The 14,782-nt window shown below is 65.5% G+C and carries 14 protein-coding genes; 3 read left to right on the top strand and 11 right to left on the bottom strand.

The window, feature by feature from the left end:
- Positions 1–103 precede the first annotated feature (103 nt).
- The gene (locus tag ACI0FO_RS11690; RefSeq protein WP_105555629.1) at positions 104–400 is read left to right on the top strand and encodes an acylphosphatase; all 297 of its coding nucleotides are present in this window, start codon (positions 104–106) and stop codon (positions 398–400) included.
- An 85-nt stretch (positions 401–485) separates the two neighbouring features.
- Here ACI0FO_RS11690 and ACI0FO_RS11695 read toward each other — a convergent pair whose 3' ends face one another.
- The 6 genes from ACI0FO_RS11695 to ACI0FO_RS11720 all read right to left on the bottom strand — a co-directional run bounded on the left by ACI0FO_RS11695 (position 486) and on the right by ACI0FO_RS11720 (position 5,739).
- Positions 486–1,391: an EamA family transporter gene (locus ACI0FO_RS11695; RefSeq protein WP_416026839.1), complete on the bottom strand. Its 906-nt coding sequence runs from the start codon at positions 1,389–1,391 to the stop codon at positions 486–488.
- Positions 1,392–1,433: 42 nt separating this feature from the next.
- Complete coding sequence (locus ACI0FO_RS11700; protein WP_416026841.1) at positions 1,434–2,492, bottom strand: threonine aldolase family protein; 1,059 nt, start codon at positions 2,490–2,492, stop codon at positions 1,434–1,436.
- A gap of 5 nt (positions 2,493–2,497) precedes the next feature.
- Positions 2,498–3,232 carry an amino acid ABC transporter ATP-binding protein gene (locus tag ACI0FO_RS11705; RefSeq protein WP_416027399.1) on the bottom strand — a complete coding sequence of 245 codons (735 nt, stop codon included), beginning with the start codon at positions 3,230–3,232 and terminating at the stop codon, positions 2,498–2,500.
- Between the two features lie 63 nt (positions 3,233–3,295).
- Complete coding sequence (locus tag ACI0FO_RS11710; RefSeq protein ID WP_416026843.1) at positions 3,296–3,985, bottom strand: amino acid ABC transporter permease; 690 nt, start codon at positions 3,983–3,985, stop codon at positions 3,296–3,298.
- Between the two features lie 8 nt (positions 3,986–3,993).
- Positions 3,994–4,743, bottom strand: coding sequence for an amino acid ABC transporter permease (locus ACI0FO_RS11715; RefSeq protein ID WP_105555634.1), 750 nt, complete (start codon positions 4,741–4,743; stop codon positions 3,994–3,996).
- Positions 4,744–4,827: 84 nt separating this feature from the next.
- Positions 4,828–5,739, bottom strand: coding sequence for an amino acid ABC transporter substrate-binding protein (locus ACI0FO_RS11720; RefSeq protein ID WP_416026845.1), 912 nt, complete (start codon positions 5,737–5,739; stop codon positions 4,828–4,830).
- A 171-nt stretch (positions 5,740–5,910) separates the two neighbouring features.
- Here ACI0FO_RS11720 and ACI0FO_RS11725 point away from each other — a divergent pair, with 171 nt between their 5' ends.
- Positions 5,911–6,843 carry a LysR substrate-binding domain-containing protein gene (locus ACI0FO_RS11725; RefSeq protein WP_416026847.1) on the top strand — a complete coding sequence of 311 codons (933 nt, stop codon included), beginning with the start codon at positions 5,911–5,913 and terminating at the stop codon, positions 6,841–6,843.
- Between the two features lie 90 nt (positions 6,844–6,933).
- On the opposite strand, the gene ACI0FO_RS11730 is transcribed toward ACI0FO_RS11725, so the two are convergent.
- Together ACI0FO_RS11730 and ACI0FO_RS11735 are read right to left on the bottom strand one after the other, a co-directional pair.
- On the bottom strand, positions 6,934–7,602 hold the full coding sequence (locus ACI0FO_RS11730) for a flavin reductase family protein (protein ID WP_416026849.1): 669 nt from the start codon (positions 7,600–7,602) through the stop codon (positions 6,934–6,936).
- 18 nt (positions 7,603–7,620) lie between these two features.
- On the bottom strand, positions 7,621–8,109 hold the full coding sequence (locus ACI0FO_RS11735; RefSeq protein WP_416026851.1) for a VOC family protein: 489 nt from the start codon (positions 8,107–8,109) through the stop codon (positions 7,621–7,623).
- Between the two features lie 162 nt (positions 8,110–8,271).
- Between ACI0FO_RS11735 and ACI0FO_RS11740 the strand changes: the two genes are divergently transcribed.
- A complete protein-coding gene (locus ACI0FO_RS11740; RefSeq protein WP_416026853.1) occupies positions 8,272–9,177 on the top strand; it encodes a LysR family transcriptional regulator in 906 nt (301 codons plus the stop codon).
- Positions 9,178–9,184: 7 nt separating this feature from the next.
- On the opposite strand, the gene ACI0FO_RS11745 is transcribed toward ACI0FO_RS11740, so the two are convergent.
- The 3 genes from ACI0FO_RS11745 to dnaN all read right to left on the bottom strand — a co-directional run bounded on the left by ACI0FO_RS11745 (position 9,185) and on the right by dnaN (position 14,782).
- Complete coding sequence (locus ACI0FO_RS11745) at positions 9,185–11,056, bottom strand: WG repeat-containing protein (RefSeq protein WP_416026855.1); 1,872 nt, start codon at positions 11,054–11,056, stop codon at positions 9,185–9,187.
- A gap of 73 nt (positions 11,057–11,129) precedes the next feature.
- Positions 11,130–13,577, bottom strand: coding sequence for a DNA topoisomerase (ATP-hydrolyzing) subunit B (gene gyrB, locus ACI0FO_RS11750; protein WP_416026857.1), 2,448 nt, complete (start codon positions 13,575–13,577; stop codon positions 11,130–11,132).
- A gap of 95 nt (positions 13,578–13,672) precedes the next feature.
- The gene (gene dnaN, locus ACI0FO_RS11755; protein WP_006227714.1) at positions 13,673–14,782 is read right to left on the bottom strand and encodes a DNA polymerase III subunit beta; all 1,110 of its coding nucleotides are present in this window, start codon (positions 14,780–14,782) and stop codon (positions 13,673–13,675) included.

The raw sequence follows: 14,782 nt of genomic DNA on the forward strand, positions 1-14,782 counted from the left end.
AACGTATCGCTTCGATGCCCACCGGGCCTATAGACCATCCGCCGTAGCCATAACCGCCTACGCTCATCGCGTCGGGCGGCGCATCATCCGAAGGAAAATATCCATGCAAGCCCCTCGCTCCGACACCCATATCGAAACCGTCCTCGTCACCGTCAGCGGCACGGTCCAAGGCGTGGGGTACCGCCACGCCACCGTGCGCCGCGCCCACTTGCTGGGCGTGACGGGATGGGTGCAGAATCTGCTGGACGGCACGGTCGAAGCCCTGGTGCAGGGGTCGCCCGACCAGGTGGATCACATGCTGGAATGGTTGCGGCGCGGCCCGCCGGGCGCCACCGTGCAGGAAATCACCACGCGCCGGGAATACACCGACAAGCGTTACATTCGTTTCGAACAGGTGTAGGCGAAGCGGTGGTCATAGGCGGGGCCGCCTCGCGCCGTCTCGGCGCAATGGCGTAATCCCATCGGACTAGCGGTCAGCCGTAAGGTCAGCGGGTGCGCATCCAGCGCCCGCCCACCTGGTTGATGACCAAACCGGCCAGCACGCAGGCCGCCCCTATCCATTGCAGCGGCTGCAGACGTTCGCCAAAGGCCATGGACGCGGCCCACAGGCCCACCACGGGCACCAGCAGCGAAAACGGGGCGATCTTGGCCGCGGGGTGGCGCGTCAGCAACTGCGTCCACAAGGTGTAGGCCACCAGCGTCGCCAGCACCGCCAGATACAACACCGACAGCGCCTCGCCCCAGCCGATGCCCGTCACCATGCCCACCACGGGTTCCCAGCCGTCGATCAGCACGGCTAGCAGCAGGAACGGCAACACCGGCGCGGCGCTGCTCCAGGCGATGAAGGCGAAGGGGTCATAGCCGGGGGATTTACGGCTGGCCAGGCGCACGATCAGGTTGGACACCGCCCACATGAACGCACCGCCCAGCGTCAGCGCAAAGCCCAGCATCGTCATCTGGCCGGGGCCTTCGCCGCGGCCGCCAGCGATCACCGCCAAGCCCACCGCGGCCACGCTCAGACCGATCCAATGATGGCGGCGGGCGCGTTCGCCCAGCACGGGCGCGGCCAGCAGCAAGGTGAAGAACGCCTGGGTCTGGATGACCAGCGAAGCCATGCCCGCGGGCATGCCGAACTTCAGCGCGGTGAACAACAGGCCGAACTGCCCCAGCCCCTGCACCAGCCCGTAGGCCGCGATCCAGTGCCACGGCAGCTGGGGCCGGCGCACGAAAAGAATCAGGGGGAAGGCCGCCAGCGCAAACCGCAGCGCGCCCAGCATCATGGGGGACAAGCCCCGCATGCCGACCTTCATGACAACAAAGTTAAGGCCCCAGATGACCACGACCGCCAGTGCGCAGAAATAGTCTTTTCGGGTTAGGTGGGTCGTGGACATCTACGCATTATCGCATCGCCGGCCCTTGCCGGCGGTGCGATTTCACTGCTTTTCCAGCACCTGCGCGAACGCCTGCACGGCGCTGTCGATGTCTTCGTCATCGATATGCCGGTGGGTCACGCAGCGCAGGCGCGTGCGGCCCCATGGCCGGGTCAGCAGGCCCTGCGCCTGCAGCGCGGTCACCCATTCAGCATTGGTCATGCCGGTGCCCGCGGTCTCGACCTGCACGATGTTGGTCTGCGGCACGGTGGCCGACAGCGCGGGCGCCAGGCGGTTGATGCCGTCGCTCAAGCGGCGCGCGCGGGCATGGTCTTCGACCAGCCGTCCGGTCATCGACTGCACGCCCTCCAGCCCAGCCGCCGCCATGATGCCCGACTGCCGCTGGGTGCCGCCCAGCATGCGGCGCAAGGTGCGGGCGCGCGACATCACCGCCTTGCTGCCGGCCAGCACCGCGCCCACGGGCGCGCTCAGACCCTTGGACAGGCACAGCGACACCGTGTCGGCGAATTGCGTGATATCCGCTGCCGGCACGTCCAGCGCCACGGCCGCGTTGAACAGGCGGGCGCCATCCAGGTGCACGGGGATGCCGGCGGCGTGGGCCATGCCGTACACCGCCCGCATGTGGTCCAGCGGCAGAACCGCGCCGCCGGCGTTGTTGTGCGAGGTCTCCATGGCCACCAGCGAGGTCTTCAGGCGGTGGCCGCCGGACAACAGCGCGTCTTCCAGCCGGTTCAGGTCCATGGCCCCGTCGATGCCGGACACGCCTTGGTAGAACAGGCCGGTGAACGTGGCGGCGCCGCGCTCGGACGTGAACATGTGGGCGGACGACTCCAGCACGACTTGCTCGTTGCGCTGCGTCTGGGCCAGCACGGCCAGCAGGTTGGCCATGGTGCAGCTGGGCACGAACAACCCGGCCTCCTTGCCCAGGCGCGCCGCCACGTGGGCTTCCAGCGCGCGCACGGAGGGGTCGCCGTCCAGGCCGTCATCGCCGATCGGCGCGGTGCGCATGCGTTCGTACATGGCTGCGGTGGGGTGGGTGACCGTATCGCTGCGCAGGTCGACAGGGGCGCTGGGAAGGTCGGCGGGAGTCCGCTGGGTCATGGCTTTCAGTGCTGCAGAATTTTGGAAAGAAACTGGCGCGTGCGCGGGGCACGCTCCTCTACATTGCCGAAGAATGCGTCTTTCGCGCAGTCCTCCACAATCTTGCCGCCGTCCATGAAAACCACACGGTCGGCGACGCGGCGGGCGAATCCCATTTCATGGGTCACCACCATCATCGTCATGCCTTCGCCAGCCAGGTCCGTCATCACGTCCAGCACCTCGTTGACCATCTCAGGGTCCAAAGCCGAGGTCGGTTCGTCGAACAACATCACCACCGGGTCCATCGACAGCGCGCGCGCGATCGCCACGCGCTGCTGTTGGCCGCCCGACAATTCACCGGGGTGCTTGTCCTTGTGCGCCGACAGGCCCACGCGTTCCAGCAGCGTCAGCGCCCGGGCGCGTGCCTCGTCCTTGCTCCGGTGCAGCACCTTCACCTGGCCCAGGCACAGGTTTTCGGTCACCGACAGGTGCGGGAACAGCTCGAAATGCTGGAACACCATGCCGGCCACCGAGCGTAGCTTGGGCAGGTTGGTGCGCGGATCGCCCACCGAAATGCCGTTGACCGTGATGTCGCCTTTCTGGAAAGGTTCCAGCGCGTTCACGGTCTTGATCAGGGTCGACTTGCCGGAGCCCGACGGCCCGCACACGACCACGACCTCGCCTTTGCCGACTTTCGTCGTGCATTCATCCAGCACCTGGAAGGCGCCGTACCACTTGCTGACCTGGTTGATCTCGATCATCGGAGGCGTGGAAGAGAGTTGCATCGTAGAACCTGTGGATAACGGATAGCGGTGCCGGGGCGCTCAGCGCAACACCCGGGTGTGCTTTTCCAGCAGCTTGACCAGACGGGATGCCGTGAAGCAAATCACGAAATACACCACCGCCACGAAGAGATAGAGCTCCACCAGGCGGCCGTCGCGCTGGCCGATCTTGGACGCCGCGCCCAGGAAGTCCGTCAGGGACAGCACATAGACCAGCGACGTGTCCTGGAACAGGATGATCACGCGCGTCAACAACGCCGGCACCATGTTGCGGAAGGCCTGCGGCAGCACCACGTAGCGCATGCCCTGCCAGGGGGAAAGGCCAATCGCCATGCTGGCCGACACCTGGCCGCGCGCGATCGACTGGATGCCCGCGCGCATGATTTCGCAGAAGTAGGCGGCTTCGAACAGGGTGAAGGTGATCACCGCCGAATTGAACGCCCCCACGCGCAGCGGCGTGGGCGACCCGACCACCCAGGCCGCGATGTACGGCACCAGGAAATAGAACCAGAAGATCACCAACAGCAGCGGGATCGACCGCATCACGTTCACATAGATGCCCGCCGGCACCGACAGGATCTTGAAGCGCGACAGCCGCATCATGGCCAGCAGCGTGCCCAGCGCCAGCCCCATCACCGCGGCCAGCGCGGTCAGCGTCAGCGTGAACGTCATGCCCGTCTGGAACAGATAGGGCAGCGCGGTCCAGATCACATCGAAATCGAATTTACCCATGGCGCCCCCTAGCGGCTCTTGCCGGTTGAGCCGATCAGCCCGGGAACCGCGACGTGGTGTTCAAGCAGGCGCATGCCCAGCACGACGATGCCATTGATGATCAGGTAGATCACGGTGGCGGCGGAGAACGCCTCGAAAATATGGAAGCTGAATTCCTGCATGGAGCGCGCCTGGCCGGTCAGTTCCAACAGGCCGATCGTCAGGGCCACCGACGAATACTTGATGGTGCCCATGAATTCCGACGTCAGCGGCGGCAGCACGATGCGAAACGCCTCGGGCAGGATGATGTAGCGGTACACCTGCACCTCGGTCAGCCCCAGCGCGGTGCCCGCCTGGAACTGGCCGCGCGGCAGCGACTGGATGCCGGCGCGCAATTGCTCGGCCACCCGCGCCGATCCGTAAAATCCCAGGCACAGCACGGCGGGCACGAACTGCCCCCAGGGCTGCGGCATCTGCTTCATCGCCAGGCCCCAGGCATGCGGCAACAGTTCGGGCAGCACGAAATACCACAGGAACATCTGCACCAGCAGCGGCACGTTGCGGAAGATCTCCACATACGTCGCGCCCAGCACGTTCATCAGGCGGGACTGCGCCGTGCGCATCACGCCCAGCCAAGACCCCAGCAGCAGCGAAAACACCCACGCCGTCAACGCCAGCGCCAGCGTCCAGCCCACGCCGATCAGGATCGTTTCCAGGAAGGTATGCACGCCGTCTGGCGACATCTCCAGGAAGACGCTCCAACTCCAGTTGTAATTCATGCCTGTGCCCTAGATCGGCGCCGGCCGCGGCGCCTTGCCCCGAAACCGCCGCGGGACGCGCGTGGCGTCCCGCGGATACCCTGCTTACTCGTATGCCTTGGGGTCGCCCGAATCAGTCGGGTTGGCCAGCGCGCGCTTCAGGGCGTCGCTCATCGGGTACTTCAGGTTGATCTGCTTGGGCGGGATGGGCGAATTGAAGTACTTGTCGTAGATCGCGGCCACTTTGCCCGTCTTGATCAGGTCACGCACGGCGTCGTCCACCACCTTCTTGAAGGCCGGGTCGTCCTTGGGCTCCATGATGCCGTAGGGGGCCATTTCCAGGCCCTTCTTGCCGATCACGAACGCGTCCGGGTTCTTCGAGGACGCCACGGCGCCGTAGGCGATGCCATCATCATTGGCCGAACCCGCGGCGCGGCCCGATTCCACCATCAGGATGGTCTCGGCGGTATCCTTCGTGGGCGCCATGGTGATGCCCAGGTTGCCCTTGGCGTTCAGGCCCGAAATCAGGCGGAAGGTCTGGCCGCCGGCCTGGGCCGCGATGGTCTTGCCGCGGAACGACTCCAGGTTGTTGGGGTCCACGCCGCCGTCCTTGCGCGCCACCAGCACCACCTGCGCCACGAAGGTCGTGGGCGCGAACGACACCAGCTTGTGGCGGTCCAGGTTATTGGTGGTGTTGCCGCATTCCAAATCGATGGTGCCGTTGGCCAACAGCGGGATGCGCGTGGCCGAGGTCGTCGGGTTGTAGCGCACGTCCAGCTTGGGCAGTTTCAGCGCCGTCTTCACGTACTGGGCGACTTCCTGGCAGATCTCTACCGTGTAACCGACCGGCTTCTGGTTGCCGTCCAGGTACGCGAAGGGGACCGAGGTCTCAGGATGGCCGAGGGTGATCACGCCGGTTTCCCGGATCTTGTCCAGGCGGCTGGGGCCCTCGGCGTGAACGGTGGCGGCGCTGCCCAGCAGGGCGGCGGCGACGGAGATCGCGGCAAATGCTTTCATCTGATTCCCTTGGCGCCGTGCGTGCGGCGCGTGTTTGTATTCACGATCGGCGGCGCCAGAAAGTTTGGCGTCCGCCGCGCCCCGCGATGAGCCCCGCGGCTGGCAAAAAGTATCAACTAGCAGTATGGTTTTATCCAGTTCCAATCAGGTATTCCTCTATACGGATTTGATATGGCCATTCCACGGATGGGCTTAAGACACATCGAGGCCTTCCGAGCCGTCATGATGACCGGCTCGATGACGGCCGCGGCGCGGCGCGTGCATACCTCGCAGCCGCACGTTAGCCGCTTAATAGCGCAATTGGAAGCGATCACCCAGTTTCCCTTGTTCGACCGCAATGGCAGCCGCCTGAGCCCTACGCAAGACGGATCGCGCTTCTTCCAGGAGGTCGAAAAGACCTTCATTGGCCTGGCCGGACTGGAGTCAGCGGCGGCCAGCATCCGCTCGTTCAGCGCCAGCCGGTTAAGCGTGGCCGCCATGCCGCGGCTGGCCGGCGGCATCCTGGCGCGCATCGTCGCCGCCTTCAAGACGGAGTACCCGGACGTGATGGTCTCCATTCACTCCGGCAACGCCAGCGCGGTGCACAACTGGATCAGTTCGGGGTTCTGCGACACGGGGCTGGCCATGCTGTCGGGCGACAGTCCCGGCATCCAGGTCGAACCGGTACTGACGATGAGCTGCGTGGCGGTCCTGCCGAAAGGGCATCGGCTGACCAAGCTGAAAAAGCTGAAACCCGCCGACTTCGCTGGCGAGCCGTTCATCGCCTTCCCCAGCGCCACGCCGCTGCGCGAGAAGATCGACGCCGTCTTCAAGGCTGCCAAGGTGGAACGGCAGACGGTGGCCGAAGCCGGACTGGGCTCGTCGGTATGCGCACTGGTGGGCGCCGGCCTGGGCGTGGCCCTGATCAACCCGCTGGCCGCCCGCGAAGAATACGAAGCCAACGGCGTCGAGGTCCGCCCTTTCAGCCCGTCGGTGCCGGTCACGGTGGCGCTGCTGTACCCGCCGTACCATACCCGCACGCGCCTGGTCAGCGTGTTCTCGCGCTATGCGCACCAGTTGATGACCGAAGAGATGGCCGACCTGAAGGCGCGGCCGCCGCGCTGACGCGACGGCAATGAAAGGGCCGGCGCGCGGGAAAGGAGAGGCAGCGCGCCACGCCGGACGACGCGCACAGCGGGCGGCACGCGTGCCGTCCTAGATCAGCGGCTGCTCCAGGTAACGGTCCGCCTCGCCCGACTGCTTCAGCGCCTCCCACTGGGCCAGGCTCATCTGCGGCATCTGGAAGGCCGGCTGCGGGCGGCTGTACCAGCCCGGGTTATGCAGGCGGGCCAGCAAGTCCATTTTCGGGCCGTCCAGATACAGGTGTTCCCGGTCGGCCACCAGGTCATCCTGCACGTGCATCGCCACCACGTCGGCCACCACCAGGCTGCGCCCGTCGATGCGCAGCAATTCATGCACCCGGCACTCGAACGCCACGGGCGACTGCATCACCCGCGGCACGCCGATGCACTCGGATGGCGACAGCACCAGGCCGGCCTCGACCGATTCGTCCACGCCGGCGGGAAAATCCACCGCCGTGACATTCATCCTGGCCGCCAGGCGCACCGACACCAGATTGACGGTGAACTCGCCGCGCTCGGCGATGTTGCGGGCGGTGTCCTTGGGCGCGCCATCGCGCATCCCGATGCCCACGCAAATCAGCGGCGGGTCGCCCGACATCAGGTTGAAGAACGAGAAGGGCGCCACGTTCGTCGCCCCCCGCCCATCGCGCGACACGATCCAGGCGATGGGGCGCGGCACGATCGCCGCGGTCAGCAGCTTGTAGCGGGCGGGGCCCGCCAGCGCATTCAAATCGATGAACATGGCTTATCCCCAGCCGCGTCAGTCTTGCGGCGCGGTTTGCGCCGGCGCCGCGCCCGCCGCCGCCTTCGCATCGGCAAACAGGCGGTCGCTGCGTTTACAGCGGCACCGCCCGATCTGGTGCAATTCAATCAGATTGCCCACCGGGTCGCGCAAAAACAGCTGCATCAATTCGGGGGCCGCCACGTTGTCCAGCTTCCAGTAGTCCACCGCCTGCCGCCGCAGCTCGGCCTCGGCCTCGGCGATATCCCGCACGGCCAGCGCCACGTGGTTTTCCACCGGGTCGCAGCCCGGCCCCTGCGAGTAAGGCGAAGGGCCGTCGCTGCCCAGCAAATGGATCTGGCAGTCATTGCCCATATCCAGGAAGTACCCCGCAATGCCCGGGATCTCCCAACGGCCTTTATCCGTATCCAGCCCCAGCACGCCTCCATAGAACGCGCCCATGGCCGCCACTTTGGCAAGCGGCATGCGCACCGCATGATGGTGCAACTCCAGAACGTCCAGCGCCATGTCTCTCTCCTTGGTTCTCTGGCTGGCGCCCACGCGCCGCCAAGGGCGCAATAGTGGCGCTGCCGGACGGCCCGGGGAATGCCGTATCGTGCAATTCACGATTGCGCGCCACGCAACCCATATGCCGCTATCCGGCGGGGCAGGCACGCTATGCTTGGCGGCATGACTACGCCAGACCTCAACTTGCTGCTGACGCTGGACGTGTTGATCCAGGAAGGCAGCGTCGCCGGCGCGGCGCGCCGCCTCAACCTCAGCACGCCGGCCATGAGCCGCACCCTGGCGCGCATCCGCGAAGCCGTGGGCGACCCCGTGCTGGTGCGCTCGGGCCGAGGGCTCGCGCCCACGCCCCGCGCGCTGGAATTGCGCGACCAGGTGCGCAGCGTGGTGGAACAGGCGCAAACCGTGTTCTCGGCATTCAGCCAGGACGTCAACCTGGGCACGCTGACGCGTACCTTCACCCTGCGGTCCAACGACGTGTTCGTGGGCGCTTACGGCGGGCGGCTGCGCGAGCACCTGCGCCGCTATGCCCCTCACACCGTGCTGCGCTTTTTGTCCGAAGCCGAAGACGACGGCGACGCCCTGACCGGCGACGCCGACCTGTACATTGGCTCGTCGCAGAAGTTCGGGGCCGACATCAAAGTGCAGACGCTGTTCACCACGTCCTTCCGTGGCCTGGCCCGCACCGACCACGCCATTTTCCAGGGCGACATCACGCCGCAGCGCTTCGTCGCCTACGACCACATCAGCGTGTCGCGGCGCGGCCGCGCGCAAGGCCCGATCGATCTGGCGCTGGGCGATCTGGGCCTGTCCCGGCGCGTCGCGCTGATCACCCCTACCTTCCATGCCGCCATCTTCGCCCTGGCCGATTCCGACATGATCCTGCCGTCCATGCCACAGCATCTGATGCCGGGCATCGAACGCCTGGGGCTGGCCCTGCGCAGCTTCGCCGTGCCGGTCCCGATGGCGCCCGTCCGGGTGGTGCAGGCGTGGCCGCCCCGGCTGGACAGCGATCCCGCCCACCGATGGTTAAGGCAGACGATCAAGCACGTGTGCGACGCCGGCGACTGACCGGTTCCTATCCGGCAGGCTCAACCCTTGGCTGCGCGTCGACCCGGCCGTCCGAATGCAGCCACGCGACCTCGCCCGTATCGGCCCGCCGCGCCTGGACGGGCAAGCCCTGGGCCCAGCGCGTCGAAATCGCCAGCGGCCCGCCGTGCACGCCATCCCCCGTGCGCAACGACGCCGGCGCGCCGATCCACGCGTAGACCGGTTCATGCAGCCACGCGCCCTGGGCATCCGCGATGCCGACATGCAGGCCATCCTCGCTATGCCCGGCGGCGTCAGGCGACACCGCGCACAGCCAGCCGTAGCGCGCAGCCCACTTCAACCCAAACACCATCTGCTGCGCGCAGGGCAGGACTTCACGGCGTTCCAGCATGTCATAGACACCCTGCGACCATTCGTCCCACTCGCCGTGATCCACGCACTGCAACACGCGCACGTAGCGGCCTTCCTGCCCGCGCGGCGGCGGCGGAATCTCGGCCGGGTCATCGGACGGCAGCCATATGACGTTGCCCAGATCGGTATACGCCACGGGCACGATCGCTTGACCCCGGCCGTCGACAATGCCGCGTTTGCCATCATCGGTCAGCACGCGCACGCGCATCCGATTGTTAGCCCACAGCGCCGCGGCATTGGCAGCGTCATCCGCTGCGTCATCCACAACCAAATCCGCAACCGGATCCGCCGGCCCCATAGCCGCGTACAACGCGTCCAACACCTGATGGCCATGTAGATCAATCAAGCCATGCAGGTCGCCGCGCTGCGTTACGTAGGCGTGCAGCGCATCGTCCCAATTAATGTCGTCCCACTGCGGTGGCACCGTCCACGCGCCGTGCCGGTCAATCAACCCCCATTGGCCGGCCTCGTAGGCGGGCGCCAGGCCGCCCGGCGAAAAATCGCCCGCGGATTCGAAACGCGGCGAGATTGCCCACGCCCCCAGGTTATCCACAAATCCGATTTGCCCGCCAACGCGCGCCATCGCCAAGCCCTGTGAATAACTCCACACCTCGTCCAACTCGCATGGCATCAGTTCGCGGCCTTCCGTGTCGATCAAACCCAGCTTGTCGTGCTTCAACACGGTCGCGGCGCCGTCTTCAAATGCCCAGATCGCGTCGAACCGCGGCGCCAGCAGCACCTTGCCGCCCGCGTCCGGGCCAACGCGCACGCCCCACAGCTTGTCCACAAGAAAGCGATGCAAACCGCCCCCCAGGTGCGTGCCGTCCCGGTCGTCGCCGTCTTCCTCTTCGTCTTCGCCTTCTTCGCCGGCATCCGCCTCGAAGTCGTCATAACGAACGGCGCGCGGCGGCTCCTGCTGGGCGAAATAGGGATGGTCCAGGCCGCCCAAGCCAAACCGCCAGGCCCAGCCGGCGTCATCGCCCAGGTCACGCACCTCCAACAGCCGCAGGACGGTCGGCACATCGTGCGCCGCCATGCCCTCGCGCATGGCCTGCCAGCGCTCATTGCACAACGCCCGCACGTGGCCCACATACGCCGCCGCGCCCCCCTCATGCATCCACGCCAACTCGTCCAGATTCGCGCTTATCCACAGGCCGGCGCCTTCCGGCTCCTGGTCGATCCGTTCCGCCAGGTACGTGGCCGCGGCGTCCAGTTGCAAGCAATAGGCCGCATCATTGCTTACCGCATGCGACAGCAGAAACGCCGCGACCTCGCACAAGCGGTCATGCGCCGCGTGCGCGGTTGCGGCCAGCCCCGCCGTCTCCGCATCGCCGAACACACGCTGCGACGTGTCCGCCTCCACGCAGTCGCCGTCGGCCAGCAGCACCTGCCACAACGTCGGCAGATTGCCATTGGCGCTGGCGATTTCCGCCGACACCGGCTGGCCATATTGTTCCGACTGCAACACCAACCACGCTCGATTGCCCATCACCGCATCCTTGCAACAAAAAACAAAGGCCAGCCCCTTCAGGCTGGCCTTCTTCAAACAACCGCGTCCGCGATCAAGCGTCGATGTTGCCCGCCGACAGCGCGTTGCGTTCGATGAACGCGCGGCGCGGTTCGACGTCGTCGCCCATCAGCGTCGTGAAGACTTCGTCCGCCGCAATGGCGTCTTCGATCTGCACGCGCAACAGACGGCGCACCTTCGGGTCCATCGTGGTTTCCCACAGCTGTTCCGGGTTCATTTCGCCCAGACCCTTGTAGCGCTGCTTCGAGATGCTGCGATCGGCTTCGCTGCGCAGCCACTGCATGGCTTCGCGGAAGTCGGACACGGTCTGTTCCTTGCGCTTGTCGCCCTCGCCACGCGCGGCCAGCGATCGCGCGCCAACCTTGCCCAGGAAGCTCTTGGCGGCCTTGGACAGGATCGTGTAGTCGGTGCCGTTGACGAAGTCGGCATCGATGATGCTGACGCGCACGTTGCCGTGGTGCATGCGCTGCACCGACAGGCGATGGCGTTCGGTGGCTTCATCAAACTGCGGCACCACTTCCACGCTATTGCCACTGACCGGGTCGCGCATGGCGTCGGCCAGGCGCTTGGCGGAATCCGCAGTGGACTCGGCCGTTTCCAGGTTGATCTCGACGCCTTCGGCCATGGCCGACAGCGCGCCCACGTCGAACACCTTCGCCAAACGCGCGATGACGCCGTCAGCCGCCACGTACTGGCTGGCCAGGTCGGTGAGTTCTTCGCCGCGGATGATGTTGCCACCCGAGATGATCTCGGCATCTTTCAGCGCCAGTTGCAGCATGAACTGCGCTTCTTCCTGGTCGTCCTTCAGATAGCGTTCTTCGCGGCCGACCTTCACCTTGTACAGCGGCGGCTGGGCGATATACACGTAGCCGCGCTGAACCAGCTCGGGCATCTGGCGATACAAGAGCGTCAGCAGCAGCGTGCGGATGTGCGCGCCGTCCACGTCCGCGTCGGTCATGATGATCAGGCGGTGGTAGCGCAGCTTGTCCACGTTGAAATCGGGGCCGATGCTGGTGCCCAGGGCCGTGATCAGCGTGGCGATCTGTTCGCTGGCGATCAGGCGGTCAAAGCGCGCCTTTTCCACGTTCAGCACCTTGCCGCGCAGCGGCAGGATGGCCTGGAACTTGCGGTCGCGGCCTTGCTTGGCCGAGCCGCCTGCGGAGTCGCCCTCGACGATGTACAGCTCGCACAGCGCCGGGTCTTTTTCCTGGCAGTCGGCCAGCTTGCCAGGCAGGCCTGCGCCTTCCAGCACGCTCTTGCGGCGCGTCATTTCGCGGGCCTTGCGCGCGGCTTCGCGCGCACGGGCGGCTTCGACGATCTTGTTGCACAACGCCTTGGCGTCGTTCGGGTTTTCAAGCAACCAGGTTTCCAGCGTGCGGGCCACGGCTTCTTCAACGGCCGGACGCACTTCGCTGGACACCAGCTTGTCCTTGGTCTGGCTGCTGAACTTGGGCTCGGGCACCTTCACCGACAGCACGCAGGCCAGGCCTTCGCGCATATCGTCGCCGGACGTTTCAACTTTGGCCTTCTTGGCCAGTTCGTTGTCGGCGATGTATTTGTTCAGGATGCGGGTCATGGCCGCGCGCAGGCCGGTCAAGTGCGAACCACCGTCGCGCTGCGGGATGTTGTTGGTGAAGCACAGCACGCTTTCGCTGTAGCTGTCGTTCCACTGCATCGCCACTTCCACGCCTACCGACACGCCGCCGGCGGCGGACTCGGTCGTGACCGAGAACACGTTCGGGTGCAGCACGGTCTTGGTGCGGTTGATGTATTCGACAAAGCCCTTCACGCCGCCCGAGAACGCGAAGTTCTCTTCCTTGCCCTGGCGTTGGTCAACCAGGCGGATCTTCACGCCGTTGTTCAGGAACGAGAGCTCGCGCAAGCGCTTGGAGAGGATCTCGTAGTGGTATTCGATGTTGTTGAAGATGACCGGGTCGGCCAGGAAGCGCACTTCCGTGCCGCGCATGTCGGTCGTGCCGGTCACCGCCAGCGGCGCAACGCGCGCGCCTTGGCGGAATTCCATCTGGTGGACCTGGCCGTTGCGGCGGATGGTCAGACGCAGCCATTCGGACAGCGCGTTCACGCAAGACACGCCCACGCCGTGCAGGCCGCCGGACACCTTGTACGAGTTCTGGTCGAACTTGCCGCCCGCGTGCAGCTCGGTCATGACGATTTCCGCCGCGCTGCGGTGGAATTCGTCTTCCTTGTGGATATCGGTCGGGATGCCGCGGCCGTTATCGGTGACCGAGATGGAATTGTCGGTGTGGATCGTGACGACGATATCGTCGCAATGGCCGGCCAGGGCTTCGTCGATGGCGTTATCCACGACTTCGAACACCATGTGGTGCAAGCCGGTGCCGTCGGACGTGTCGCCGATGTACATGCCGGGGCGCTTGCGCACGGCCTCCAGCCCCTTGAGCATCTTGATCGAGTCAGCGCCGTAGCCGCTGTTCTCGGAAGTAGTGTTCTGCTGATCTGACATGTCTGGTTCGATAACGCTTTAAAGAACGGCCTGGCGGCCGGACCGCTCGCGGGCCAAGGCCCGCAAGCGGCACAAACCCACAAATGGGGCGCGGATCAAATCCGCATGGGCATGACGACGTACTTGAACTGGTCGTCTTCGGGCAAGGTGATGAGCGCCGACGCGTTCGCATCGGGCATGACCGACCACTGGATGTTGTCGACTTTCACGTTGGCCAGCACGTCAAGCAGGTAGCCCACGTTGAAGCCCACGTCCAGCGCTTCATGGCCGTAATCGATGTCGATTTCTTCCTGCGCCTCTTCCTGCTCGGCGTTGGAAGACGAGATCTTCATCTGGTTCTGCGCCAATTGCAGGCGCACGCCCTTGAACTTGTCGGTGGTCAGGATGGCGGCGCGCTGCAGGCTGCCCTGGAGCGCTTCGCGGCCCACCATGAAATGGCGCGTGTAGTTCGTGGGAATCACACGCGTGAAATCGGGGAACTTGCCTTCGACCAGCTTAGACACCAGTTCCACGTCGCCGAAGCGGAAGCGGATCTGGCCCGGCGCCACATCAATGGAGACCACCTCGTCGGAGTCTTCCAGCAGGCGCTGCATTTCCAGCACGGTCTTGCGCGGCACGATCACTTCGTGGCGTTCGGCGATGCCGTCGGCTTCGGTCGAGCAATGCGCCAGGCGGTGGCCATCGGTAGCGACGGCGCGCACGCGGCCGGGTTCAAACACCAGCAGCATGCCGTTCAGGTAATAGCGGATGTCCTGTTGCGCCATGGCGAAGTGCACCATGTTGAACAGGTGGCGCAGCGTGCGTTGCGGCATGGTCAGCGAGACGTCCCACTGCTCGGGCTGAGCAACGGTGGGGAACTCGCTGGCGGCCAGCGTCTGCAACGCGAAGCGGCTCTTGGCCGACTGCACCGACAGCTTGTTGCTGGCCAGCGCCAGGCGCACGTCGCCGGTGTCCGGCAGCGCCTTCAGGATGTCCAGCAGCTTGCGCGCCGCGACCGTGGTGGACTCGTTGTCCTGGCCCACGCCGAAATCGGCGTGCGTGGTGATCTGTACTTCGAGGTCAGTCGCAATAAAGGCAACCTTGTTGCCTTCCTTGCGCATCAGGATGTTCGCCAGGATGGGCAGGGTATGGCGTCTTTCGACGATGCCCGCCACGGTCGACAGCGGTTTCAGCAATGCATCGCGTGTGGTTTGTACGAGTTGCAT

The sequence above is a fragment of the Achromobacter marplatensis genome (assembly GCF_049060505.1).
GTDB classification, from domain to species: Bacteria; Pseudomonadota; Gammaproteobacteria; order Burkholderiales; family Burkholderiaceae_B; genus Achromobacter; species Achromobacter marplatensis_A.